The sequence below is a fragment of the Cupriavidus sp. GW822-FHT06G04 genome (genome assembly GCF_058799075.1).
Genome location: NZ_JBXALD010000016.1, coordinates 64,572 through 88,493 on the forward strand (window position 1 = coordinate 64,572; position 23,922 = coordinate 88,493).

Here is a 23,922-nt window from a genome sequence, read left to right on the forward strand (position 1 = left end):
GCGGGTGTTTCGGGGCAGTTCGCTACGTAAGAGCATTGCTCTATTTGTAGCGCGAATCATCTGTAGCCTCTGTCCCGTCCACACAGGTTTCGCCGACGCGCAGTACCACTCGCTCACATCCTTCCCGATTAGGGCTCCCCCAGCTATCGGGATGCTCCTCGAAAGTGCAAGATCGCAGGTCACCTTGCGCCAAGGACGTAGCCGCTAATACTTGATGGCGTTGTATCGGGCGGTGCAATGTTCCCTGGAGGCATTCCGGAAGCAACGAGTCCTCGCTCACGTGGGTTACCCGTACTGAAAGCAGGAGGCAGGTCGCGAAGGCGACGAAAAAGATGTGCTCGGTCAGATTAATCTTTCGATGTCTTCGCATGCCTTCTCATTGCGAGAGTTTGGTGACCGGAGGAGTGCTGCGCGGCGTCGGACCAGCGGTTGACCAGGTCTCCATCGTCGAAGTATTCGAACCGGATTGCCTCGTCCGAGATGCCGTGAAGCAGCGCCGCCCTCGCGACTGTAGCTATCATCGCACCAGGCCCGCACACATAGATGTCCGTCTCGTTGGGCGCCGTCGACGATATGATCTCCTTGAGTCTGTCCTTAGATTGCTTGATGTTGAGACCAAGGTGATGGCATAGGTAGGCATCGACTGTCCTCAGCCGCTTGGAGAAAGGGCTATGAGCTTGCGACCGGGCGAAATAATGCATTTCGAAGGCTGAGATAGCCTGTGAACTCAGGGCCTGAGCGATGGCGAGAATCGGCGCTGCGCCTATCCCGCCGGCGATAAGGACCGCTTTCCTCTCGGATCTAAGAGAAGGGAAGTTATTTGCTACGTCCGTGACGGACAATACGGTCCCCTCAACGGCAAGGTCGTGCATTGATGCCGAGCCACCTCGTGAGCGTGGTTCTCTTTTGACAGAGACCCAGAGCGAGTCGGTTTCCTGAGGAGAATTTAAGATCGAGTATGCGCGCTCAATGCCTGCTGGGGTCATCAAGCGGAGATGCGCGCCAGGGGAGAGCGCTGGCACGTCCACACCGATCGGAAGAAGCTGGAACGAAGTCACATCCTGAGTTTCGACGAGGCGAGCCTGTACAAGGCAAGACATTTCCAAGGGTTCCGTCATCTCTAGGTCACCTCTCCAAAGGGAGCATCCAACGGCGTCGTCATCGAGGGCCCGCCGGTTCCAAGGCACGCGAATCGACGGAGAGCCACGCGCTTGCGGCTCCCCCGGATGCTACGTCCTGACGTGTTGCGCGCTCATTGTGCCAAGAAGCGCAGTTTTCTCGGAGATCGCTCCTCCTAGAAGAGAGAAGTGTTTAAGTTGGCCATTGGTAAGGTCGGTGCACAGTGCCTTCAAACCTTTCCCATTTGGGGTGTCGATTGCCTCGATAGACCACCGACCACTCGCGTCAGCCGTTCCCGCGATAATGGTGGGAATGGCTGGCGTTTTAACAACCACCGGCATGACCGGGTACTCGACAGGTGTAGGGCGACCACACAGCGTTGCTGCCAAAGCGCGGGCTGAATGCATGAGTGGTAAAACGTAGGGTTGCACCTTGCCATGAATCTCTGCGCAATCACCCACAGCGAAGATGTCCGGCGCGCTGGTTCTGCAATAGGCGTCCGTGACAATTCCCTCGCGGGTGTCCAGCCCTGCTGCCTTGGCAAGACTAGCGCGCGGAGCTAGGCCAATCGCCGACACAATCAAGTCAGCGTACAGCGTAACTCCATCGTCAAGGGTCAGTGAATATCCTAGCTTCGAGTAATCTACGTGGCGCACCGAGCGACCAAGTTGCAAGTTGATTCCCTCCGCCGAGAGCGCATTCGCGAACTCGCTTCCAGCATCTGGATGCAAGAGACGTGACAACGGCACTGGGGCGGGGTCGACTAACGATACTTCGAACTTTGCCGCTACCAGGTCGTTCGCGAACTCCACGCCGATCAGACCTGCTCCCAGAATTACTACGGAGCGACAGGATTCAAGCTTCTGACGATAGCGCGCATAGTCATCAAGATCGTTGATGCATAGCAGTTCTCCGCCTGCCGGGCCATCGATTTTCGGTCGCTTCGGGTCGGCGCCGACGGCGAGTACAAGTTGGCTGTACGAAATCCTCTTTCCCTGAACCTCAAGTTCCTTCGAAGAAGTATGAATTCGGCCTACTACGCACTGCGACAAAATTGTCAGCTCGAGTTGAGCCGCCATCTCCTTTGCGTCGAAATTTGCGAGGGAGGCAGGACCCTTCCGCTGTGCTAGGGCATTCGAAAGCATAGGCTTCGAGTACGACTCACCTCCATCTTGGGTGATCATAAGGATGGGTCTTTCCTTGTCCTGTCGCCTTACTTCGCGAGCTACCGTGTAGCCAGCAAGCCCGGTGCCTACAATGACCAGGGGCAGTCTGTGATCTGAAGGGTCGCCCTTCACGGCTTCGTCTTTCGTCATGCGGCCACTCGCTGCATTTCAAAGTCCATTTTTCCTGTCCCGCAATCAGGGCAGATCCAGTCTTCGGGTACATCCTCCCAACGCGTTCCAGCTGGTATCCCAGCGTCCGGAATACCGACCGCCTCGTTGTAGCGCATGCCACAGATGACGCATTCCCAAACATGCATGATGGTCTCCCCGCTCAGCTTGAATAGGCCTGGCCGAGCCCGATCTCCGCAAGGGCGCGACGATATGCTCCTGAAGACCGGTCGGCAAGGATCGGAACTTCCGCAGTGCGGTCAATCGGAAGGTCCTCTGGGCATTGCTGTTCCACGATTGCCCGGTCCTCTTCAAAGATTTGCCGATTGAAGTCGTAGACATCCTGAACTGGAATGTGGTGATCAAAATTGCGCGCAATCGGGACGAAGAGACGGGTGAGACGAGAGGATACGGGGCTCGCCGCATTCAAGATCGAGAGACGCCCGCCCTCTGGAAATTGCACGGTTAAGCGGGCGAAGAACGGCACGTCAACTTCGAAGGTTCGCCGCCATAGGAATCCTTGCGGTGCCCTGTGTGAGAAGGCCTTTGGAAAGTTGTTGACGTTGCTCACGTACTCGGCACGAAGGCCAGTCCCTTGGCGCTCGACGGAGTACTGCGGTACCACCGCATTGCCCCGGTCAGCAAAGCTCTCATTGTGAATCCAAGCAAAATGGGCGACGTCGATGAACCCCTCCGTTTGACGCCCGGCCGATGCCTTGATGTCGATGGACGGGCAGACAATCTGCTGGAAGCCGGCAGCATCCCAAGCTTCAAAGCTGGGAAGTGGCTCATGGCCGCCACCCAACGACACCCAAATAAGACCGTAAGCCTCCTGTGCCGGATAAATGTTCAGCTTGAGTCGGTCCGGGATGGGGCCGTTGGGTTGCGAGGGAATATGCTGACACTGACCGCCAGCACTGTAGGACAGGCCGTGATAGGGGCACACTAGATTTCCGTTCTCAACCCAACCGCGACTCAATGGCGCCCCGCGATGGGGGCACACGTCACGCGCGGCCACAATTTGACCCTCGCTTCGAAAAATTACGAGCGATTCGTCCAGAAGCGTTGCGGAGAGAGGTGCGTTGCCCAACTCAGTTGCCGCTGCGACTGGATGCCAGTACTTACTGAGGATCTCCCAATCACGAGGGTCGAAGGTGCAGTTGCGCGGCAACTGGGGATTCTTTTGGAACGTGACGGCGCTAATTGCCGACAGTGAGGGAACGCTCATTGAAGCCTCCTGAATGTGGGGGGGACATGTCGAGAATCTGCATGTAGCCCACAGACTAGGTGGTTCGTTGGCGGCAACCAATGTTGTTATTCGCATTAGACGTATGCGCTTCTAACTATAACCGGCCTCTTGAGTTCCTTGATAAGAATTTGAAATCACGACATCAGATCAAACGATTGGCGTAAGGTGGCGACGCCCCTTGATCATTGGCGTCGGGTAGGCAACGTTACCCGCTCTGCAGGGCAGCCTCCCCGTGCCGCTGCTATCAATTTCGCCAATATCAAGGAGACATTCCAATGGCAAAGATCGTCTGCGTTCTCTACGATGATCCCGTAACCGGTTACCCCAAGAGCTACCCGCGGGACGACCTCCCGAAGCTCGATCGCTACCCCGACGGCCAGACGTTGCCGACACCGCGCGCAATCGACTTTCAACCTGGTTCGCTGCTGGGGAGCGTTTCGGGTGAGCTTGGTTTGCGCAAGTATCTCGAGTCGAATGGCCACGAGCTCGTCGTGACCTCGAGCAAAGATGGCGAAAACAGCGTCCTGGATCGGGAGCTGCACGATGCGGAAATCGTCATCTCCCAGCCGTTCTGGCCGGCGTATATGACGGCGGAGCGGATGGACAAGGCGCCTAAGCTCAAGATGATCGTTACCGCTGGAATTGGGTCCGACCACACAGACCTCCAGGCCGCGATGGAGCGAGGGATTACTGTCGCAGAAGTTACGTACTGCAATAGCAACAGCGTGGCAGAACATGTGGCAATGATGGTGCTTGGCCTGGTGCGCAACTACATTCCATCGTACAACTGGGTTCTCAAGGGCGGCTGGAATATCGCAGACTGTGTCACGCGCTCATATGACGTTGAGGGGATGAACGTTGGTACGGTCGCTGCCGGCCGCATTGGCTTGCGAGTGTTGCGTCTGCTGAAGCCGTTCGACGTCAAACTCCATTACCTCGATCGGCACCGCCTGCCTGAAGCCGTGGAGCGGGAGCTGAACCTGACCCATCACACGACCCTGGAAAGTCTCACGCGAGTCTGCGACGTCGTGACGTTGAACTGCCCGCTGCATCCCGAAACCGAACACATGATCAACGCTGAGAGCCTGAAGAAGTTCAAGCGTGGAGCGTATCTTGTAAATACCGCCCGTGGTAAGTTGTGCGACCGCGATGCAATCGTCGCGGCGCTCGAAAGCGGTCAACTGGCCGGCTATGCTGGGGACGTTTGGTTCCCTCAGCCCGCACCGAAGGATCATCCGTGGCGCAGCATGCCCCATCACGGGATGACACCTCATATCTCAGGGACGAGCCTGTCGGCTCAAACGCGCTATGCAGCCGGAACGCGTGAGATTCTCGAATGCTACTTCGAGAACCGTCCAATTCGCGACGAGTACTTGATCGTACAAGGCGGCAAGCTCGCTGGAGTTGGCGCGCACTCCTACAGCGCGGGTAATGCCACCAAGGGCTCGGAAGAAGCGGCGAAGTTCAAGAGCTGAGGAACATGACGACGCCATCCGCAATTCAGTCAAACGAAGAGCGTATCGCGCGTCGAACCCAGGTCGCCAGCACGTTGCTGGCCGGCCTGGGCGCGTTCGTTGCGTTGAGCTTGGTTGGCATTCTGGCCAGATACACATCCCAAACTTGGATCCTGGGTTCCTTCGGTGCGTCCTGCGTTCTTCTCTTTGGCTTCCCCGATGTTCGATTCTCGCGACTCAGGAACGTCATCGGTGGCCATCTGATTTCATCTGCAATCGGTCTGTGCTTCTTTCATTGGCTAGGCGGGGAATGGCCAGCTATGGCTGCAGCAGTGTCCGTTTCCTTGGTGACCATGATGGCGACCGATACGGTGCATCCTCCCGCTGGCAGCAACCCGATCATCATCTTTCTTGCTCATCCCGGTTGGAGTTTCCTTATTTTTCCAACACTGGCGGGAATTATCGTGTTGGTGCTCACGGAGCGACTCTACCGTAGGGCCACGCAGCTTGTTCGAGACCGCAGCCAATGAGTTAGTCCACAGCGAGTGACTTCGTGGTGGGGGTGCTGGTGTGTGACGCGACCTATTGCGCAGCGATCGCTCAGTTCCGCACTTCGGGCAAATACCAATCTCGCGGGCATGTTTTGGAATTTCAGATATGGTAAGCTGGTATACCAAATAGAGAAGCTAGAGTTCCGAAAATATTGCCGTCCCGGCTGGCGAGAGCCTTGGGCTACGTCTCTCCGGCATTTCGAAATCGAGCCGGACTGGAGGCGTCTCCTCTCCGGGGCAAACATCCTGATCCTCGCAGCGTGTGTCTCGCTGCTCCTTGCAGCGTTCCGGTGGGCTCCGTGGCTCCGGAACGCTTTTTTTTGGCTTGAGCGGGGAGCGAGGCATCAGTAGGCAGTAGGGGCACTGCCTTATGGTCGTGAGTTGGTTCGTGCCGACGAAGAGCGGGATAGGCGAATCCGAAAACGCTTTCAGTTGCTAGCCCGGCAGCTGAGGCCGAAAAGGATAGACGGAGGCGGTGTATGGCTGCGCATACCTAGTGACGTGATCAGGAACGGGGAGAGGGCGCCGGGGCATCGGCGCTGCTCCCGCCCACTAGGCAACCCGAACTCCATACTCGCCGACTAGCTCGGCCGCTTGGTCGCTGGAGAAGATTGCTCCCTTGAAACTCTGCTTCAGCTCCGCGAGTCGCAAACCACCAATGTCGGTACCGCGAAGATCGGCACCTTCAAATCGAGCGTTTCGAAGTACCGCATTCCGAATGCTTCCGCCCTCGAAGACGGCATCCCGAAAGTCGCAGCCTGACAGATCTGCTTCGGAGAAATTCAACGACTCAATTCTCTGTTTGTAGAACGACATACCGTTAAGGTCGGCGGCCACCAGTAACGATTCATGGAAGTCAATGCCGGGTGAATGCACGTCGGTGAACCGCGACGCAGTCAGCAAGGATTCGGCAAAGGTTGTCGAAGCCAATTTAGCGCCAGACCATTGGGTATTGCTGAAGTCGCTCCGGTAAACGCGCGCGTCAGTCAAATCAGCATACTGAAACCGTGCGCCGCTTGCTTTGCAGGCAAGCCAGCGCGTCTGCTCCAATCTGGCAAGGTCGAAGCTGGCCGATAGAAATGTGCAGTGGGAGAACTTGGCGCTTTGGAAATCGATGTTCTCGAGGTCTTCGCCATCGAACGCGCAGTTCTCAAACGTAATTTCACCACGATGTCCGCTCAGCAGGGACACTACGTCTTGCCGGGTCAGGGACACGTCACGGATAGTCATTGCCTGAGCCATGGAAGCCAGGCCAACCGTGGGGAAGGGCATGCTCAAAACCTCGCTAGGGGGAGGCACGCGAAGCTCTGGACGACGCCGCGCCCCCGAATAACTTAGGGACGCCGTGGAACTAAGAACCCGTATGGGTCGCAGGAGATACCAACCCGCAACTCTATTTTCGGCTACCGACAGTTTACCCTGCTAGCTGGGCGTCAGGCAACCCGAGTCGTTGCGCCCGTCTGCGTTGGTTTGGCAAGGCTTTTCTTGACAAACGACGGACCACATGCGCTCGCGATCGCTCGAAAAAGACTTGTGCATATCGGGACGTAGCCAATCGCCAACGCGACGAGTTGAGTGATGTCAGTGCTTCTTCTCAGGTGTCGAGTTGCGTTTTCCGGTTCCTGATACCACTACTTGATTTGATGATTGGAACATGTGACTTTTTGGCTACAAGACCATTTGAACTAACGACCAGCCCGTTGCTTGGCGAGGATGAAGGCCTTGAGACGCGAACGACTTCACTCTGGCTTCACCCTAGTTAGCGTTCCATCACAATCGTACGAACAGGTCGCGGATCAGTTCGCGCAGCCGGCTTCGGGTTGGCAGTGGCGAGCTGAAAGTGACCGTAGATTCTGCGCGCCGACACAACCCTAGCTGGGTCCCACCATTGGGGGATGCAACGGCGTCGGGTTAGCCCTTACTATCGCGCGAGAAAACAATAAATACGAAAGGGTCTCAAATGAAATCGATGCTAGGTCTTGCCCTTCTTTTCGTCATTGCCATCTGCATTCTGTCGGTGCTTAAGGCGAGAAGTGGGAGCGGAGGCTCTTCGAGGAACTTCCGTTTCGCCCGCAAAGACCCATTCTTACGCCAGGATGAGATCGCGCTCTACGAACGGCTGACGGTCGCTCTACGCGATGCGCACATCTTCCCGCAGGTCGCCATGTCCTCGTTCGTGCAACATAAGGGGAAGGCTCAGGCTGCCAGGAATTTGTTTGCGCAGAAGTATGTCGACTACCTTGTGTGCGAGAGGAAGACGATGCGACCGCTCTACGTTATCGAGCTTGATGGTGCTTCGCACAGCAGCGCTAAAGCACAGAAGCGAGATAAGCAGAAGAACGAAGTCCTAGCGTCAGCTGGCATCCCGATCATGCGCTACACGTCTAAGAACGTTGATTTGCAGACCATCGTCGGCGATTACAAGAGTGTTGTACCCGGCGAGCCTGCAACAGGAAGTGGTTCGTCGGGATCAACTGACGGGTCCGTGCCGCGGGCTGTGCGGGTACCAGTTGCATGATGCGTCGATATCTTGTCGTTGCGATGTTGGTCCTGACCACGAATGCTGCGGGCCAGAACATCTTTCAATGTCGGAGTGCGAGTGGGCATGTCACGTTGCAGGACGGCCCGTGCCAGAACGATTCAAAGACTGAGGTGGTAAGGAAGTCCATCGGGCAGAAGAACACCGAATATCGCGCAGAACCGTCCTCGTTCTTCGATCCCCAAGGGCAAGCGCGGCTCACGTCGAGTATCGTCTGTCCCTCGCTTCGTCAGTCTTACCAGGTTGCTGTGGCCAATTCGGAACGAGCGTTGCTTAGTCAGAGCTCCGCGCAGGTCCAGCAAGCATCGGAAGCTGTGCAGCGCGCCGGCGGTCAGATGTCGAAATACCGATGCGAGTAAGACTTCGTCGTGCAGCCAGGGAGTATCGGGGAGCGGCACGGAGGGTGGATGGTTGCATTGCGTATTCAGTCCGGCCTCGTACTCCATTGGGCAAGTGACAAATGATTGAAAGAGGCCTCATAAGGCACCTCGGGAAGCGAGCAGGGCTCCCACCTCATTCCTTTTGCGAGTACCAGGCCGCCGCCTCCTCAGGATGCTCTCGTTTCCATTGCTCAAGTGCTTTTCCCTTCAGCCAGAGGTCCGGTTCAGGGTAGACACGCGGCGGCACGCGATGTCCTCCAATTGTGCTGCTCCGGCTCCCTTCCCGTTGCGACGTCTGTGCGTCCCTTTCCGTCCGTATGGCAGTCCATTCGGAATGAATTCGGCTACGTTCCACCTCAATTTCTGGATGGTGAAGCCATCTTTTGCCGGCGAGTTCCTCGACGATTAACCGTGTGAACTCAGCCTCAGTGACTCTGCCACCAAGGCGTGATAGGTCGATTTCCAGAGTCGGCAGGTTCGTCTCAAGGATTCGCGCGCGACGCTCCTCGTTTATCCCGTTTGTCACCGTGATTTCGATGAGGAGCGTCTCGACTTGGCATCCAGGCGCCGGGGCCGTTGTGGCGGTGACGTCCGGAATTATCCGACCTGTGCGCTGTTCGAGAACCACGGACTCCAGTTCAAGCATCTGCGCTTCACGGAGCTTGCGGGCGATGGGCTCCAGCGGCCATTCCGGAGAGGGCTCCGTGACCGCCATCTGAGGGACCATGATTCGCTTCTCGCGCTCGAGGAGCTCCTTGGCTTTCCTGTGCAGCAGAGTTTCGCGCATGTCCTGGGGCGTTGTGCTGCCAAGCAGGTCTGCATCTTCGTCTTCGTCCAGGAGGTCGAGGCCATCGGCTGCCAGTTCGCGCGCTTGCTCCATCGCGGACTCGATGAGGGCATCGTCTTGCCAGTGTTCGCACCAATGAGCGTTGCATATGAGTAGACGCGCGCGATCTCGCAACTCCTCCGAGCTCATGGCGGCCAGCGCAGGGTCATCGACTAGCACTTCAATAACGGCATGCGAGGCCCCTTCAGCGTTGCTCACCTGGCTGCCGATGAAAACGACGCGCAGTTCCCGGCCATCGTCGAGAGTGACAACCGCCGATGCGATATCCGAAAATGAGCAGGATGCGATGCGTACGCGTTCGGCAGGGGCTTCGGCCCAGGCATCATAAAAAGCGCCAGAGAGGCCCATGATTTGCGCCGTCCGTCGACGGCTAGGCAAATCCAAGTAGCCTGTACTCTCCAGCGTAGCCAGAACGGCTAGACGTGCTGCCTGGACCACACAAGAATGCTTATCGGTGCCCGTGGCATGTCGGAAATGAGGTCGGCGTACGAAGGTTTTCCGAGCCGCGTTGACCGCGATCAGCTCGGCACCGCAACTGACGCAATTACAGTCGCAGTCGGCACCGCGGTGATGCTCGTCAAGTTCGAGGATGTATCGCGGCACGCCAGTCTTGCGATCGCGTGCCCATGCCATTAAGAGGGCTGTTTCCGCAAGGCGCCTTTCAACCGGATTAGGTTGCAGGCCAATTGACCATGTCGCGCTCTTCTTGTCCTGGCTGTCATCGAACGACATCTCGCACTCCCGAAATGGTGCCGAATTTACTCTAACATCTAATCTGCTAAACGCGACGCAGTCGGTTGCTGCGGTGGTCGGCACCCAGTCCGCAGCGTACGGCGGCTGGGCCCAGAGCTCGACGCGGAGTAGCCGAAGCTCGAGGTGAGCGACTGCCAGCCGTGATGCCATCGGTTCAATGTGGCTGCCTGATTGGAGGCGAAACAATGTTCAAGAAACTATTCTCGCTGGTCACCCAAGACACCTTCCGCAAACGAGCAGTCATAAGCGGTGAGATCGAACTATGCGATGAGTCGGAAGAGGGCGCTCGGCTCATAGCAGTAGCGTCGCTCTTTGGCAAGACGACGGTACTTGTATCTGCTAAAAAAACCCCGGGGGAGCATTTCAAGAAAGCCACGGAAGTTGCCTATAGCTACGGACCTGGCGGCAACGAGCGAAAGGGAAATCATGTCGGGATCAGTTTCGACACCGCAGAGCGTTTGGAGGAGCGAATTAAAGACGACGAATACTACGATCGCAGGCGGACTACGTTGAAACGGCGTGACATGATGCGTTGGTGCGAGACTCGCTATCTATGGGCGAAGGTGACGAGTCGGAAAAGCTGGTTCGAATTTGAAGGCGTGTATAAGGACTAGCGATATTCCCCCGTCTGTACGTTGCGGAAGTCGTATTCCCGAATGGGAAGGCGGTCCTGGGCGCACTGCGATACTCGGGTGGCTGGGCTAACAAAGCTCTATGCCGTCGCCTCTGTCAGTAGAATTGTTGGCAGCACTAACACGACAAGAAAGCGTCATGCAGAGAATACTAAGAACCTTGCTTATCGTGGCAGCTATGGGTGGGACCGCGGTGGCTCATGCACGGCCGTATGATTTCGAAGGCGTGAACATTGACGTGCCTAGCCCGCCGGGCTTCCTTTCTACGTCGCGATACCCGAACCTGTATCGGACCGCCGAAGAACTAACGCCTCAGCGAGTCTTGTTGCTTGACCACTTCTTGCCTCTAAAGGACGCGCCGAAGGACGTTAACGCAACCCACTGGGATCCAACGAGTTGGATGCAAGTTCAGACCCCACGGGGAGCGCGCGCCGTGGAACTCACTCAAGAGCGATTTGAAAGGCTCAAGGCGGTAACAAAGAGCATGGACATCCAGCAGCAGGTCGAGAGCCAGCATCCGGGCGTTCTTAAGAGCGTCGGCATCGACGAGGTCAAGTTGATGGGCGTGAACGAGGATACGCCTGAATGGTTTATGTATTCAACGGCCTTGAAGACGGGGCGCGGCAGCGTACCTGTCATCCATGTCGCCAGCTATTGCAGGATCAAGGGGAGGCTCGTGATACTGAATTCATACCGCGTCTTGCGGAGCGCGGGGGACGTCAAGCTGATTCATCAAGAAGCGCGGATTTGGGCGACGGCGGTTTTGAACGCGAACAGGGAATAGCAACTGGTTTGACGCCCCGCACGCGAAAATGGTCATGGACGCATTCGAATGCTGCAACTTCAGTATTGTTGGGGCGTCTCGGTTCGTAAAGACTTTTGGGCCCATCCCCATTGCGCGTCAGCTCTTACCTTCGCTATGCTTTGCGGATTCCGGCAATCGTGCCGGTAGTTTGCGACAGGAGCCACATGGCAACGAAGAAGACGGCCGCCCCGAAAGCTGCGGCAAAGAAAGCGGCAGCGCCGGCAAAGAAGGCTGCACCCGTAGCGAAGAAGGTAGCACCGGCAGCCAAGAAGGTTGCAGCGGCGCCAGTTGCGAAGCCGCTGAAGGATACGTTCAACAAGTCGAGCCTGCTGGCTCACCTGGTTGCTCAGACTGAACTGGATAAGAAGACGGTGCAAACGGTGCTGTCGCACCTCGAGAACACCATCGTGAGCTCGATCCACAAGAAGGGCGCTGGCGAATTCACGTTGCCAGGCCTGTTCAAGGTGTCGGCTATCCAGGTTCCGGCGACGAAGAAGCGCTTCGGCAAGAACCCGTTCACCGGCCAGGACCAGTGGTTTGCTGCTAAGCCGGCATCCGTGAAGGTCAAGGTTCGTCCGTTGAAGAAGCTGAAGGACGCTGCTATCTAAGGCCGATAGCTGGTGAGAAGTGAAGGAGGGGAGCGATTGCTCCCCTTTCGTCTTTGGGAGAGCTCGAGCTAGACCTCCCTGCACATCATAAAAGCTCAGTGCGTCAAGGGTGCGATGTCTTTGCGCTAGAAGGGCAGGTCGTCAATTTCAATATCCATGAATTCGCTGTAGGTGAAAGAGCCTTCAGAGGTGACGAGTAACAAGCCGAGGGCGCCCTTCAGTCGGTATTCGGTTTCAAGCTCGTCACCTTCAGCCCCGTCCGCCATAACACGTGTAGCGTCTAGAGAGAGCCGCGCCCAGCCACCTTTTTGAAGCCGCTTCACGGGGAACTCAACGAAATGCTGCATTGTCCGGCCATCCTCGGCACGGGCAGACGGGCATACTTTTCCGTTTTGGCTCACTTCCCAGCGGTCTGAGCAAAGGAAATAGGCATGGTCGATCTCGGGAGATGGCCGGTCGGAGTTGTTGCGCAGTTCAATCACGAAATTGAGTTCGGCATCCACATGGTAACGTCCCACCTTGGTAACGCCGGTGGGTGTCTTGAAGTCCACGGAGATACGGCTGTCTCTAGCTTTCTTGATCTCGTCCTTCGCCCAAAGTAGTTCCGTCTTCAGCAACTCAGAGAGTGTCGACGCCTCGCCGTTGTGGACAATGTGGCGTTTATGTTTAAGGTCGAACGGAATATCCTCCGCCTGCGAGGTCAGCAAGATACACAGCTTACCCTTGGCATGGGCATACCCAACTTCGTAGAAAACGTTCGGATTCTTGTCGCTCATGTCAGCGATGACAATGTCCGCAACGTCGATCTGCCTGTAGATGCGTTCAAGCATCCCCTCTTGGTAGATCTGCTCGTCAAGCCGTTCCGCACGAAGGTTCAGGGACTCCGCAGTACCTTTGATGCCATAGAGGTAAAGGTCCTTAAACTTCTTGTCGAAGGGCATGACAACGAAAGCAAAAAGCTCTTCTTCCTTCTTTTTCTTGACCATTGCGGGAAAGGCATGCTGGCGGGAAAGCGCAATTGTATCGCGGGACGCCAGCCGTGCGGTCGCGTGCCTATGCCATTTTCTCGGGTTGCATCTGCTAAGCGCCCGTGGGGAATGGCGAACATGTCATTCGCCATTGTCGAACCAAAACCACAGAGGCCGACCGGGAGGACAACCAGGTACATGACTCTGGATCGCGCCGATACACCATCCACCATCATCCTGTCGTTTGACGGCGCGGGTGATAGGCCACCGCATTCTGTTGCGGCCGGACGGTGGGCTGAGCTTGCCCCCGCAAAACGAATCCCTTGCTGAGGTTAAACTGAAGCAAGGAGAGATGTGATGACAAGCAAGACAAAGCGGGCGCAGTACACGCTGGAATTCAAGCTGGAAGCGGTACGGCTGGTGAAGAGCGGGCAGAGCATGGCAGTGGTTAGCGCGACCCTGGGCATCAGAGCGCAGACGCTGCATAACTGGGTCAAGGCGGAGCGGGAAGGCAAGCTGACTGGTGCGGGTATGAAGCCGGTCAGCCCGGAGCAGATGGAGCTGGCCCGGCTTCGGGCGGAGGTGGCGCGCTTGAAGATGGAGCGCGATATTTTAAAAAAAGCCGCAGCATACTTTGCGAAGGAGTCGGTGTGAGGTATGCGTTCATCGAGCGAAACCGACGTTTACTGGCCGGTCTCGGTCCTGTGTGAGCTGTTAGGGGTCAGCCCCAGCGGCTATCACCAGCGCAAGCAACGCACAGTAAGCACCGACAGGCCAGATAGAGGCCGACTCAGTGACGATGCCTTGTTGGCCCACATCAAGGCGATTCACGCCGGGGTCAAGGGGGAGTACGGCTGGCCGCGCATGTGGAAGGAACTGCTGGCGCGTGGGGTGCGGGTGGGCAAGGAGCGTGTTCGCAAGCTGATGGCGCTGCACGGCATCCGTGCCCGCCACAAGCGCAAGTACATCGCGACAACCAACTCGAACCACGATTTGCCGGTGGCCCCCAATCTGCTGCAACGCGACTTTAGCCCAGCAGCACCCAATCAAGTCTGGACGAGCGACATAACCTATGTGGCGACCGCCGAAGGCTGGCTCTACCTGGTGGTCATCATCGACCTGTTCAGCCGGCAGGTGGTTGGCTGGTCGATGCAACCACACATGAAGGCCGAATTGGTCACGGACGCGCTGCGCATGGCCTGGTTCCGGCGCCGCCCGGAAGCCGGTGTGATTGTGCACACCGACCGGGGAAGCCAGTATTGCAGCCATCTGTTTCAAGACGCCCTGAAGGCGTATGGCATGCGCTCGTCAATGAGCCGCAGGGGCGATTGCTGGGACAACGCGCCGACTGAGAGTCTGTGGGGGTCGTTGAAGGTCGCTCGCCTGCACGGTCGCCAGTTCGCTACCCGCCGCGCCGCAATGGACGAGGTAATTGACTGGCTTGGCTTTTATAATGCCAGCCGACTCCACTCGACGCTGGGCTACGTCAGCCCCATGACGTTCGAGAAAAACTGGTCCGCAGCTCAGCAACACCGGGCTGCCTAATTCCCTCGGTTATGGGATTCGTGGAACAGGGGCAAGGTCAGGCAGAGCAGAACAATCCCGAAGTTGTGGGCTAGCTCTCGTCCTTCCAATGCTCTTCGACAGCCCAAAGTGGTTGCCAGCCTTGCCGGGCCTTGATAGCAGCGATGTATGCGTCATAGGCAGCCTTGTCGAAGGCAGTCCATGATGTACCTCTGGCACGAGCTTTTTTCCAGAGCGCCTTGAATGAGCATTGGTCTTGGGAGGCGTCGGCCTTTCGTGCCAAGCGGTTTAGTTCTTTTAATAGCTCGCTATCAAGAGGCGGATGGAGCTTTGCTAGTCGCGGGTCGTCGTGGTCTGCACTCGCACATATCAGCTTAGATTTGAGATAGATGTTGACCAGTTTCTGTGCGCGTCCATACGTACAAATAAATGGGAGCTCAGCACTCTTCTTAACCCCGTCATCACCTTTTTTCGACGTGATGTAGGTAGGCGGCGCGGCTGCCATCACTTTTTGGATGAGAACATCGATAAATAGGTCGATTTTCTCAACGGCAGGTAAATCTTTAACGCTGCAGATGTTTCGCATGCCGGCTGCTTCCAGCATCGTCCTCGCCACCTGAACGGTATAACCTCCACCGCTTCCTCCTCGGGAGTATGCTCGTCCGGCAGCCCACACCGCGAAACGGTGACGATGCTCATCCAACGTGTAATGGCGAGTGTCAATACTTCCACCCAAGGTCACGTCAATAGAAAGCTTAGAAGTTAGGGGCATATCAGCACAGTACTCTTGATTGTTTGGATCAGCGAGGCCAACTAGTCGAGTAATTCCGGGCACTAATACGGCGAGCGCCGGCATGCCGTACCTATGACGAAGATATAATGGATGCTCCGCCGCCAAGGATAAAGGATCATGTCGCTGAACGTGTTTTACGAAGGCTTGGACGATTTCTGCAGAAAATTCTTGGTGATCGGCTCGCCAACTGAGTCTACCGATCCGGCGCAGTTTTTGCGACAACGGGGGGAGGTCGCTGGGACTCTTTTCGAGAGCTTCCTACTGTTTGACGCAGTCTCCCTGAAGGTCCACGGCGAAAATCTGCCGTTGGCAGTCCTTCTATCCCTAATGGGGGACAAAGCGATACTCGACCTAGCAGAGAGTGGTTCGCTCAGATTTGTGCTGTGGACGCCCATGGTCGCGCACCTGGTCGATGACATTCCGGGCATCGATCCGCTAACTTTTGGCAATCTCACTTCCCCTGCGCACACTGACCCTGAGGAATCTCTTGCATTGGGACTGTCGCGCTACACAAAAGAGCTACATACCTCCAACCGGCGCGCGCTCGTTCGAAAGCTCCGAGACACATACACCATTCCTGACAAGAAATTGGCTGGCGAGGTGGTGAAAATTTCCAAGTCCGCGTATGAAAGTAGTCGGCTTAAATGTTATGGCCTTGACCCAAATGAAAGTACGTATCGCGATGTACCTTTGAAGAAGCGAGAGATATTGTCGAAGTGTGCTGGAAGTTTGCTTGAATACAAGTTCGCGTTGTCAAACAACATGACATCGTATTCAAATCGCGACTTCTATGAGTTTTTGAGTCAATCTTGCGGGCGGCTCGCATCCGTCGAAGGTCGACTTTCAGGATTCTCTACGTTAGCACGTCTTGAGAACATCCCCGACTTGAAATCCGTCTACGCACAAATTGATGAGCCGTTTGTCAAGATGATCGCTCTGCGGAAGAGGCGATCCTCTCGCAAGTTTCGAGGATGGCTGGCGCACGCGCCCTACGACGCTGTTGCGCCCGAAGATCTCTCCAAGCACTACTTGGACGCACTTATGAAGCCGCTTGGCCCCTTTCAGTCAAAAGGGGGGAAACTCGCAAAATCAATTGCCATGACAGCCATTGGAGCAGGCATAGGCCTGGCGGCCGAATCGCCCACCGCCGCTGCTCTTTTGGGCGGACTTGCGGGAGTCGCCGCCGTTGGATCCGATTTTGGCTTGGATATTGTTGATCAGTTCTTGCTTGAGGGAATCACAAAGGGCTGGACTCCCCGGGTGTTCTTCGATGACGTGCGCGCTTTGGAACACCGCGAGCAAAAGTGAAGCACCGAGCGGTCGCTGAGGCCGAAAAAGGTCACTCGCCGGTCTTTGGGGCGCTAGTACCTACTCACGGCGTAAAGACGAATATGCCTTCGGCAACCGTTCGTCTGCTGTGCGCCAGGGCCGCGACACTTCGTCGCACTTCGACCTCGTGACACTCAGCGCCGCAATACAGTTCACGCGTTTCCGCAGTCAGGTGATTTGAGATGACGACAGGGATGCCTCGTGCCGCCGTCGCGCGAGCCAAATCGGCCAATTCCTGTTGGCGTTCTCGGGGGAAGCCTTCCGAGGTGTACTTCGTAAAGGACGGGGAATCCTCGAGGTCGACATACGGAGGGTCACAGTAGATGACATCGCCAGGCACCGCGAGCTTAAATGCGTCCGTGAAGTCGCCTTGCACAATGACCGCATTGCTTCGCGCCCGCTCGCTGAACGCTCGGATGCTCTCTTCTGGCAGCGCCGGGGCTTGGGCAGCCCGATTCCACGGCACGTTGAAGTTGCCCTTCGCCGAGTACCGCGACAGCCCGTTGAAGCCAAACTTATTCAGGTAGAGGAAGTAGGCGGCGCGGACATCGGGAGGCGTGGCTTGATTGAATGCTTCGCGGATATAGAGGTAGATTTTCTCGTTTGCCGCATACTGCGAAAACAACGGTCGTGCCAGTTCGATGATGCGCTCGGGACGTTGGACCATCTGCTTGTACATCCCGATGAGGTCCACGTGCGCGTCAAGTAGCAGGTAGCTTGGAAAATCGGTGCCCAGGAAGACGCTGGCGCCGCCGAGGAACGGTTCTACGAGACGATTTCCCGCAGGCAACAACTCACGCAGCGTTGGCAGGAGCCGGGTCTTGCCACCTGGCCATTTCAAAATCGGCCCAGCCGAAGCGGGAATATTGAAGAGAGAAGGATTGCCGGCTTGTTCGGCTTGGAGCTGAGGATGTTTTTGCATCCTCAGTATAGGTGTGCCGAGTCTGGATGAATGGGTGCGTAATCAGTGCTCTGGCATCAGGTAGGGCAGCCAGGTAGGCAGCGGCTCGGAATCAGCGAAACACCGACATCCAGTCGTGAGACGCGGACTAACATTGAGATCGGCGCGCTTACTCAGGAGCGTGTCTTTCTTCAATTCCGTAGGTTGAGCAAAGCCCGTCATCGCCATGTGATGGGCTTCTTTTTTGGCAGGGAAAGAGGCGAGCAGCAGACTGACGCTGCTCGCCTATAGAAAACGCTGTAGCGGGGTTCGCCTAGCGTAAGTCCTTACTATCGGCATACCTGGCAGCGGCTTTATCTGCAAGTAGGTGTATGCAAAACTGACTTTGCGTATCGTTGATTGGGGTCAAGTTTCCCGAATACTCGCTTTCGAGTGCGCCAGGCTCAAATCGGATCGTCGCTGCGTATCGGCTCCGCACGGTACACCGCCCAGAAGTAATGTGAGTGCCGATGGTGCTTGACCTGCTTCTTCTCTGCAAAAAAGCGCACTCGTCCATCCGGACCGGCGTCGAGGTCTACCTCCATGCGTGCGTCGGTAGCTGTGGCCGCCGGCGGAAGCAGATTCGTCGCAGCCTGTGGGTGGCGGACGTAAATTGCACAGAACTGGCGGACGAAATTTGCACGCTCGGGCAAGGTGGCAGCTCCGAAAGAGCCTTTGGAGCCGCCTATGTACGGGAGGGAACAACGCGTGTTGCTACGTCACTATCTGGAGCAAGGCCTGTCCAAAACGGAGATCGCGCAGCAATTGGGCGTGAGCCTGCGCACCCTCTACTACTGGATTGACACAGGGCAACTTGATCGCTCACGGGATAACGAGTCACTGCGGTACCGGTGCCGCCCACCGGTGCCGCACAAGATTGATAAGTTCCGCGGCATCATCACGGCACGCTTGGCGGAATACCCGAGGCTGACCGCGATGCGGCTGTTCGAGGAGATCTGCGCCGCCGGCTACGAGGGCGGTTATTCGCAGGTCAAGGAGTTCGTGCGACAAATTCGCCCAGGTGCGGTCCCAGAGCCAGTCGTGCGTTTCGAGACGCCGCCCGGACGGCAGGCGCAAGTTGATTTCGCCGAGTTTCGGCTGCCGTGGGGCAAACGGTACGCCTTGTTCGTGGTGCTGAGCTATTCGCGGCGCATGTGGCTTCAGTTTTACCCGCGCCAAAGCATGGAGGTGCTCATGCAAGGCCTGGAAGAGGCCTTTGCCTTCCATGGTGGCGTTCCCTTGGAGCTACTGTTCGACCAAATGAAGGCCATTGTGGTCGACGATCAGCGTGGCGCCGGCGGCAGGGTGCTAGAGAATGTCGAGTTCTCGCGCTTTGCTCGTCATTGGGGCTTTCGCATCCGCGCTTGTCGCCCGTATCGGGCCAGGACCAAAGGCAAGGTGGAGCGGCCCATCAGATATGTCCGACAGAGCTTCTTCTACGGTCGGGAATTCCTCAATGATTCAGATCTGAATACCCAGGCGTTGTCGTGGGTAATGCGCAAAGCCAACCAGCGGAAACATCGGACCACTGGAGAGGCGCCCGATGCCCGCTTTCTACGCGACGAGTTGGCCTTACTTCAGCCGTCGGCACGAGCACCTTATAGAGGCGTGGCAACCCTGTCAGACCGCCCGACTTGCCGGATACCGGCCGCGGCATTGCCTAGGGTGGAGAGGCGTTCCCTGAGCGAATACGGCAGACTGGCGGGAGATCAACGATGAGCGCCGCCAGGTCACCGCGCGAAGCCATCCGCGATATGCTGGCGGATCTGAAGATGCCAGGCTCGCTCGAGGCGATCGACCAGATCCTCAGCGCGGTCGACAGCGGCCAACTAACGGCGTCTGAAGCAATTCAGCGCCTCCTGGGAGCGCAGATAAAGCTGCGTAACAACCGCCGTCTGATGGCGGCAATGCACTCTTCCCGGCTCCCTGCTATCAAGACCCTGGAGGATTTCGATTTCGCCTTTCAGCCATCGATCAAGCGCGAACAAATCGAGAGCTTGCACGAGCTCGGCTTTGTCGAGCGCAAGGAGAACGTCGTCCTGCTTGGCCCTCCTGGCGTTGGCAAAAGCCACCTCGCGATCAGCCTGGCCGTCGCCGCAGCCAAGCGGGGCCGTCGCGTCTACTACGGGACCTTGATCGACTTGATCTCGTCACTTGAGGAAGCGCAGGCGACGGGACAACTGCTTCGTCGTCTCACGGTGCTAACCCATCCGGCGTTGCTGGTGGTCGACGAGATTGGCTACCTGCCGATCACGCACGGCGGCGCTGTGCTGTTCTTCCAGCTCATCAGCCGACGCTATGAACATGCTTCCACCGTACTGACTTCCAACAAGGGATTCGAAGAATGGGGAGCTGTTTTCGGGGATGAAGTGATGGCTGCCGCGCTCATTGACCGGGTGCTCCACCACTGCCATCTCGTGAACATTAAGGGGAACAGCTATCGCATGCGTGAGCACGCAGAGCTCTCGCGGGAGCTTAACCGTGAGTCACGCGCCCGACGCACACGCACGGAGGTAACGGGCGCCGCATAGTCCAGAATTCGCTCGAACTACTGCTATCCCCCTCCAATCGGCGGTTCCCGACCCCTATGCGCCGTTCGAATCTTCCTCAACACGATGACGGCTATTCGAGTCCAACGGTCATCCTCCCTAATGCTGCTTCGGCAGACGGTCGCCATTTCAGTCATTCGGCAATCAGCGCGTCAACGGCAGAAAAGGATCGGCGCAACTGTCACAGGTTGCCATGCTTACGGCCGCTTACCACCGCGGATTCAGCCGACCATCATCCGAAATTACCCTGTTCTCATACTTGTCCGGCGCCATCTCCCGGCCACTGGCCCCATTTCCGCCCTGCGCCCCTCCGTAAGGCCGCCCAATACATGACCCGAAGTTCCGAAGACAACTCTGCCTCTTCGATCCTGCATCCAGGTGGGAAGCCGCTCAAGTCAATGCCAATTTCCACCGCCGCAGCTAGACAGATCACCATGCGCCTCGGGCACGCTGAACGCATCTCCGCGCGATAGAGGAAGAGCAGGGCGGCCTGGTAGCCGATACCGTGACGCCTGGACAGATGCCGTGCCTGCCGTGCGGTAGCACCGCGCCAGTCACGCATCTCGCGCAAGATGTCGCCAAGGCGGTCGATCAACCGGTCTTCGCTGCCGATGCGATACCGGACACGAGTCTTCTGCTCAGCCACGAACGGGCGCTCACGGATATCCCGAATGTGGAGAGCAGGCTCGGCGGGCCACCGAAAGACATTCACGGGGGAACTCACGCCGGTACGTGGCCGGGCCAGGGAGCGCCGGAGCTTGCTCGTTGCCTGAGGAGGAACTTCTGGATCTTGCCGGTCGACGTCCTGGGAAGGTGGCCGATGACCACCTTCTTCGGCGCCTTGAAGTGCGCCAAGTGGGCGCGGCAATGTTCGATCAGTTCGCGCTCGCCGACCCTGGCGCCATCAACGACTTCGACAAAGGCGCATGGCGTCTCCCCCCAACGCTCGTCCGGCTGGGCGACGACGGCTGCCACGCGCACCGCGGGGTGCCGGTAGAGCACCTCCTCCACCTCCAGCGAGTTGATATTCTCTCCGCCGGAAATGATGACGTCCTTGGAACGGTCCCGGATCTGTACATAGCCATCCGGGCAGACGACTGCGAGGTCACCCGAGTGGAACCAGCCGCCGGCAAAAGCTTCCGCCGTGGCCTCGGGGTTCTTCAGGTAGCCCTTCATCGTCATGTTGCCGCGGAACATGACTTCGCCGATGGTCTTCCCGTCCCACGGCACCGGCACAAGGGTTTCGGGATGCAGCACGGCCATGCCTTCCTGCGCGGTGTAGCGGACGCCCTGCCGTCCTTTCCGTTCCGCCAGCGCATCGATGCCGAGGTCGTTCCATTCGGGCTGCTCCACGCAGACCGCCGCGGGGCCGTAGACCTCGGTCAGCCCGTAGATCTGGGTGATCCTGATCCCCATGCGCAACAGGCCCTCGATCACCGGCATCGGCGGCGGCGCGCCGCCGATGAGTCCGTGGACCGGATGGTCGATGCCCGCCTTCCACGCTTCAGGTGCGTGGGCAAGCATCGCATGCACGATCGGCGCTCCGCAGTAATGCGTGACCTGGTGCTCGCGAATCGCATCGAGCACGGCGGCAGCATCCACCCGCCGCAGGCAGACGCTGGTACCGGCGTTGGCCGCCAGCGTCCAGGCGAAGCACCAGCCATTGCAGTGGAACAGCGGCAGCGTCCACAGGAAGACGGCGTGCCGGGGCATGCCCCAGTCGAGCATGTTCGACAGCGCAGCCAGATAGGCGCCGCGATGGTGGTAGACCACGCCCTTTGGGTTGCCCGTGGTGCCGGACGTATAGTTGAGGGCGATGGCCTGCCATTCGTCGACGGGCTCGCCGCCCTCCCAGTGCGGATCGCCCCCGGCCAGGAAGCCCTCGTATTCGATCTCCGCCAGCCTGCGGCCTCCTTCGACGGCGGGATCGATGATGTCAATCACCAGCGGCTTGTCGTCGAGCAGTGCCAGTGCGGCTTGGACTACGTCAGCGTACTCCGTGTCGGTGACCAGCACCTTCGCATCCGCGTGCCTGAGCATGAAGGCGATGGCGGCCGCGTCCAGACGCACGTTCAGCGTGTTCAGCATAGCGCCGCTCATGGGCACGCCAAAATGCATCTCCAGCATCTCCGGCGTGTTGGTGGCCATCACGGCCACCGTATCGCCAGTCCTGACGCCGGCGGCCACCAGCGCCGACGCGAGGCGGCGGCTTCGGTCCAGCATTGCCCGCCAGCTCGTGCGGCGCTCGCCGTAGACGATGGCGGTACGCTCAGGGTAGACCTCGGCCGTCCTGCGCAGGAAGGAGATCGGCGTCAGGGGCACGAAGTTGACCGGGCTGCGCTCCAGCCCATCCGCGCTGTGTTCAACGTATTCCATGGATTGCCTCACTGGCTGCAGCCGTGCGTCAGCGCATTACGTCGCGGGAGATGATCATCCGCTGGATCTCGGAGGTCCCCTCAACGATCTCGAGCACCTTGGCATCCCCGAACGCGCGCGATACCGCGTACTCCGTCATGATCCCGTTGCCGCCGTGGATCTGCACGGCCTGGTGGGCCGCCTCCATGGCCTTCTCGGTTGCGAAGAGCTTTGCCATCGAGGCCTGCCGATCGTAGGGCCGGCCCTCGTCCTTGGCCACCGCGGCGTCGTAGAGCATCAGGCGGGCAGCGTGTGCGTGGGTCGCCATGTCGGCCAGCTTGAACTGCAGCGACTGGAACTGGTTGAGCGTCTTGCCAAACGCTGTGCGCTCGCTCATGTAGCGGACGGAGCGTTCCAGCGAGCCCTGCAGGATGCCCAGGCCCAGCGTTCCGATCAGGATGCGGCCGGTGCTCACCTGTGACAGGGTCTGTCTGAGGCCGGCCCCGAGCTCGCCGAGCAGGTGCTCGGCAGGAATGGTGCAGTCCTCGAAGAACAGCTCGAATGTGGTCGATCCGCGCCAGCCGATCTTGTGAAGCTTCTTGCCATGGCTGAAGCCGGGCGTGCCGTTCGGCACGATGAAGTTCGAAATCTCCTTGCGGCCGTCGGGTCGGGTTCCCGTCACCGCCGCAATGACGATCGGGCCGGTGATCTCGGAACCCGAGTTGCTGATGAAGGTCTTGGCGCCATTGATGACCCAGCAGCCATCCTTCAGCACGGCGCGGGTCTGGATATTGGCGGCGTCGGAGCCGGCGTTCGGCTCTGTCAGGCCGATGCAGCCGACCTGCGTGCCCGTCAGGATCGGCCGCAGGAAGCGCGCCTTCTGGCCGTCGGTACCGTAGTTGTTGAGCAGGCTGGCCGCCGTCGAGTTGGCCATGATGGCCACGGCCACGGCGCAATCGACGCGGGCGATCTCTTCCAGCGCAATGGCGAAGCCAAGCCAGTCGCCGCCGCTACCTCCCCAGGCTTCGGGGTACGGCAGCCCGATATAACCCAGTTCGCCGGCCCGGCGCCAGATCTCGTAGGGAAAACTCTCCTCTTCCCACAACCGGTGGGCGACCGGTGCGATCTCTTCCTCGGCGAAGCGGCGCACCGCCTCGCGGATCATCTCGTGGTGTTCTGCGACGTATGACATC

Annotated in this window: 22 protein-coding genes and 1 pseudogene; 11 read left to right on the plus strand and 12 right to left on the minus strand. The window is 58.2% G+C overall.

The window, feature by feature from the left end; all coding sequences use genetic code 11:
* Positions 1-347 precede the first annotated feature (347 nt).
* The 4 genes from AC1RKI_RS27225 to AC1RKI_RS27240 form a co-directional block, all read right to left on the minus strand.
* Complete coding sequence (locus tag AC1RKI_RS27225) at positions 348-1,118, minus strand: ferredoxin reductase (protein WP_066739133.1); 771 nt, start codon at positions 1,116-1,118, stop codon at positions 348-350.
* A 111-nt stretch (positions 1,119-1,229) separates the two neighbouring features.
* Positions 1,230-2,435 (minus strand): NAD(P)/FAD-dependent oxidoreductase, encoded by a 1,206-nt coding sequence (locus AC1RKI_RS27230; protein ID WP_066739132.1) that lies wholly within the window; start codon positions 2,433-2,435, stop codon positions 1,230-1,232.
* A complete protein-coding gene (locus AC1RKI_RS27235) occupies positions 2,432-2,602 on the minus strand; it encodes a rubredoxin (RefSeq protein ID WP_082926542.1) in 171 nt (56 codons plus the stop codon). Before AC1RKI_RS27235 ends, AC1RKI_RS27230 begins: the two co-directional genes overlap by 4 nt.
* Positions 2,603-2,616: 14 nt before the next feature.
* Positions 2,617-3,681: a Rieske 2Fe-2S domain-containing protein gene (locus AC1RKI_RS27240; protein WP_066739131.1), complete on the minus strand. Its 1,065-nt coding sequence runs from the start codon at positions 3,679-3,681 to the stop codon at positions 2,617-2,619.
* 296 nt (positions 3,682-3,977) lie between these two features.
* Between AC1RKI_RS27240 and AC1RKI_RS27245 the strand changes: the two genes are divergently transcribed.
* Positions 3,978-5,177, plus strand: a complete 1,200-nt coding sequence (locus tag AC1RKI_RS27245; RefSeq protein WP_066739130.1) for an NAD-dependent formate dehydrogenase — start codon at positions 3,978-3,980, stop codon at positions 5,175-5,177.
* Between the two features lie 5 nt (positions 5,178-5,182).
* Positions 5,183-5,686, plus strand: coding sequence for an HPP family protein (locus AC1RKI_RS27250; protein ID WP_066739129.1), 504 nt, complete (start codon positions 5,183-5,185; stop codon positions 5,684-5,686).
* A 573-nt stretch (positions 5,687-6,259) separates the two neighbouring features.
* On the opposite strand, the gene AC1RKI_RS27255 is transcribed toward AC1RKI_RS27250, so the two are convergent.
* Positions 6,260-6,979: a pentapeptide repeat-containing protein gene (locus tag AC1RKI_RS27255; RefSeq protein WP_066739128.1), complete on the minus strand. Its 720-nt coding sequence runs from the start codon at positions 6,977-6,979 to the stop codon at positions 6,260-6,262.
* 688 nt (positions 6,980-7,667) lie between these two features.
* On the opposite strand from AC1RKI_RS27255, the gene AC1RKI_RS27260 reads away from it, so the two are divergent.
* Together AC1RKI_RS27260 and AC1RKI_RS27265 are read left to right on the plus strand one after the other, a co-directional pair.
* Positions 7,668-8,225, plus strand: a complete 558-nt coding sequence (locus AC1RKI_RS27260; protein WP_231906999.1) for a DUF2726 domain-containing protein — start codon at positions 7,668-7,670, stop codon at positions 8,223-8,225.
* Positions 8,226-8,248: 23 nt separating this feature from the next.
* Positions 8,249-8,605 carry a DUF4124 domain-containing protein gene (locus AC1RKI_RS27265; RefSeq protein WP_066739127.1) on the plus strand — a complete coding sequence of 119 codons (357 nt, stop codon included), beginning with the start codon at positions 8,249-8,251 and terminating at the stop codon, positions 8,603-8,605.
* Between the two features lie 154 nt (positions 8,606-8,759).
* Here the strand turns inward: AC1RKI_RS27265 and AC1RKI_RS27270 are convergent, their stop codons facing one another.
* A complete protein-coding gene (locus AC1RKI_RS27270; protein ID WP_156546064.1) occupies positions 8,760-10,205 on the minus strand; it encodes a hypothetical protein in 1,446 nt (481 codons plus the stop codon).
* A 206-nt stretch (positions 10,206-10,411) separates the two neighbouring features.
* On the opposite strand from AC1RKI_RS27270, the gene AC1RKI_RS27275 reads away from it, so the two are divergent.
* The 3 genes from AC1RKI_RS27275 to AC1RKI_RS27285 all read left to right on the plus strand — a co-directional run bounded on the left by AC1RKI_RS27275 (position 10,412) and on the right by AC1RKI_RS27285 (position 12,271).
* Positions 10,412-10,840: a hypothetical protein gene (locus tag AC1RKI_RS27275; RefSeq protein ID WP_066739125.1), complete on the plus strand. Its 429-nt coding sequence runs from the start codon at positions 10,412-10,414 to the stop codon at positions 10,838-10,840.
* Between the two features lie 451 nt (positions 10,841-11,291).
* Entirely contained in the window at positions 11,292-11,642 is a 351-nt protein-coding gene (locus AC1RKI_RS27280) for a hypothetical protein (RefSeq protein ID WP_156546062.1), read from the plus strand.
* Between the two features lie 185 nt (positions 11,643-11,827).
* Positions 11,828-12,271 carry an HU family DNA-binding protein gene (locus tag AC1RKI_RS27285; protein WP_066739123.1) on the plus strand — a complete coding sequence of 148 codons (444 nt, stop codon included), beginning with the start codon at positions 11,828-11,830 and terminating at the stop codon, positions 12,269-12,271.
* Between the two features lie 125 nt (positions 12,272-12,396).
* Here AC1RKI_RS27285 and AC1RKI_RS27290 read toward each other — a convergent pair whose 3' ends face one another.
* Entirely contained in the window at positions 12,397-13,257 is an 861-nt protein-coding gene (locus AC1RKI_RS27290) for a TIR domain-containing protein (protein WP_197497541.1), read from the minus strand.
* 339 nt (positions 13,258-13,596) lie between these two features.
* Here AC1RKI_RS27290 and AC1RKI_RS27295 point away from each other — a divergent pair.
* A pseudogene (locus tag AC1RKI_RS27295) lies at positions 13,597-14,784 on the plus strand (IS3-like element ISRme13 family transposase).
* A gap of 70 nt (positions 14,785-14,854) precedes the next feature.
* Here AC1RKI_RS27295 and AC1RKI_RS27300 read toward each other — a convergent pair.
* A complete protein-coding gene (locus AC1RKI_RS27300) occupies positions 14,855-15,367 on the minus strand; it encodes a hypothetical protein (RefSeq protein WP_156546060.1) in 513 nt (170 codons plus the stop codon).
* 306 nt (positions 15,368-15,673) lie between these two features.
* On the opposite strand from AC1RKI_RS27300, the gene AC1RKI_RS27305 reads away from it, so the two are divergent.
* Positions 15,674-16,864, plus strand: a complete 1,191-nt coding sequence (locus AC1RKI_RS27305; RefSeq protein ID WP_492798065.1) for a hypothetical protein — start codon at positions 15,674-15,676, stop codon at positions 16,862-16,864.
* Positions 16,865-16,928: 64 nt separating this feature from the next.
* Here AC1RKI_RS27305 and AC1RKI_RS27310 read toward each other — a convergent pair whose 3' ends face one another.
* Together AC1RKI_RS27310 and AC1RKI_RS27315 are read right to left on the minus strand one after the other, a co-directional pair.
* The gene (locus AC1RKI_RS27310) at positions 16,929-17,807 is read right to left on the minus strand and encodes a DNA adenine methylase (RefSeq protein ID WP_231906998.1); all 879 of its coding nucleotides are present in this window, start codon (positions 17,805-17,807) and stop codon (positions 16,929-16,931) included.
* A gap of 422 nt (positions 17,808-18,229) precedes the next feature.
* The gene (locus tag AC1RKI_RS27315; protein ID WP_492798063.1) at positions 18,230-18,478 is read right to left on the minus strand and encodes a hypothetical protein; all 249 of its coding nucleotides are present in this window, start codon (positions 18,476-18,478) and stop codon (positions 18,230-18,232) included.
* A 55-nt stretch (positions 18,479-18,533) separates the two neighbouring features.
* On the opposite strand from AC1RKI_RS27315, the gene istA reads away from it, so the two are divergent.
* A complete protein-coding gene (gene istA, locus AC1RKI_RS27320; RefSeq protein ID WP_492798061.1) occupies positions 18,534-19,544 on the plus strand; it encodes an IS21 family transposase in 1,011 nt (336 codons plus the stop codon).
* On the plus strand, positions 19,541-20,356 hold the full coding sequence (istB, locus tag AC1RKI_RS27325) for an IS21-like element helper ATPase IstB (RefSeq protein ID WP_492798059.1): 816 nt from the start codon (positions 19,541-19,543) through the stop codon (positions 20,354-20,356). Before istA ends, istB begins: the two co-directional genes overlap by 4 nt.
* 738 nt (positions 20,357-21,094) lie before the next feature.
* Here istB and AC1RKI_RS27330 read toward each other — a convergent pair.
* Together AC1RKI_RS27330 and AC1RKI_RS27335 are read right to left on the minus strand one after the other, a co-directional pair.
* Entirely contained in the window at positions 21,095-22,750 is a 1,656-nt protein-coding gene (locus AC1RKI_RS27330) for an acyl-CoA synthetase (protein ID WP_492798057.1), read from the minus strand.
* Positions 22,751-22,778: 28 nt separating this feature from the next.
* Entirely contained in the window at positions 22,779-23,921 is a 1,143-nt protein-coding gene (locus AC1RKI_RS27335; RefSeq protein ID WP_029043243.1) for an acyl-CoA dehydrogenase family protein, read from the minus strand.
* Position 23,922: the final 1 nt, after the last annotated feature.

Bases quoted from the DNA above. Each gene is read 5' to 3' on its own strand.
- AC1RKI_RS27225 (WP_066739133.1), bottom strand. From the start codon at position 1,118: ATGACGGAACCCTTGGAAATGTCTTGCCTTGTACAGGCTCGCCTCGTC.
- AC1RKI_RS27230 (WP_066739132.1), bottom strand. From the start codon at position 2,435: ATGACGAAAGACGAAGCCGTGAAGGGCGACCCTTCAGATCACAGACTG.
- AC1RKI_RS27235 (WP_082926542.1), bottom strand. From the start codon at position 2,602: ATGCATGTTTGGGAATGCGTCATCTGTGGCATGCGCTACAACGAGGCG.
- AC1RKI_RS27240 (WP_066739131.1), bottom strand. From the start codon at position 3,681: ATGAGCGTTCCCTCACTGTCGGCAATTAGCGCCGTCACGTTCCAAAAG.
- AC1RKI_RS27245 (WP_066739130.1), top strand. From the start codon at position 3,978: ATGGCAAAGATCGTCTGCGTTCTCTACGATGATCCCGTAACCGGTTAC.
- AC1RKI_RS27250 (WP_066739129.1), top strand. From the start codon at position 5,183: ATGACGACGCCATCCGCAATTCAGTCAAACGAAGAGCGTATCGCGCGT.
- AC1RKI_RS27255 (WP_066739128.1), bottom strand. From the start codon at position 6,979: ATGCCCTTCCCCACGGTTGGCCTGGCTTCCATGGCTCAGGCAATGACT.
- AC1RKI_RS27260 (WP_231906999.1), top strand. From the start codon at position 7,668: ATGAAATCGATGCTAGGTCTTGCCCTTCTTTTCGTCATTGCCATCTGC.
- AC1RKI_RS27265 (WP_066739127.1), top strand. From the start codon at position 8,249: ATGTTGGTCCTGACCACGAATGCTGCGGGCCAGAACATCTTTCAATGT.
- AC1RKI_RS27270 (WP_156546064.1), bottom strand. From the start codon at position 10,205: ATGTCGTTCGATGACAGCCAGGACAAGAAGAGCGCGACATGGTCAATT.
- AC1RKI_RS27275 (WP_066739125.1), top strand. From the start codon at position 10,412: ATGTTCAAGAAACTATTCTCGCTGGTCACCCAAGACACCTTCCGCAAA.
- AC1RKI_RS27285 (WP_066739123.1), top strand. From the start codon at position 11,828: ATGGCAACGAAGAAGACGGCCGCCCCGAAAGCTGCGGCAAAGAAAGCG.
- AC1RKI_RS27290 (WP_197497541.1), bottom strand. From the start codon at position 13,257: ATGGTCAAGAAAAAGAAGGAAGAAGAGCTTTTTGCTTTCGTTGTCATG.
- AC1RKI_RS27300 (WP_156546060.1), bottom strand. From the start codon at position 15,367: ATGCTGGAAGCAGCCGGCATGCGAAACATCTGCAGCGTTAAAGATTTA.
- AC1RKI_RS27305 (WP_492798065.1), top strand. From the start codon at position 15,674: ATGTCGCTGAACGTGTTTTACGAAGGCTTGGACGATTTCTGCAGAAAA.
- AC1RKI_RS27310 (WP_231906998.1), bottom strand. From the start codon at position 17,807: ATGCAAAAACATCCTCAGCTCCAAGCCGAACAAGCCGGCAATCCTTCT.
- istB (WP_492798059.1), top strand. From the start codon at position 19,541: ATGAGCGCCGCCAGGTCACCGCGCGAAGCCATCCGCGATATGCTGGCG.
- AC1RKI_RS27330 (WP_492798057.1), bottom strand. From the start codon at position 22,750: ATGGAATACGTTGAACACAGCGCGGATGGGCTGGAGCGCAGCCCGGTC.
- AC1RKI_RS27335 (WP_029043243.1), bottom strand. From the start codon at position 23,921: ATGTCATACGTCGCAGAACACCACGAGATGATCCGCGAGGCGGTGCGC.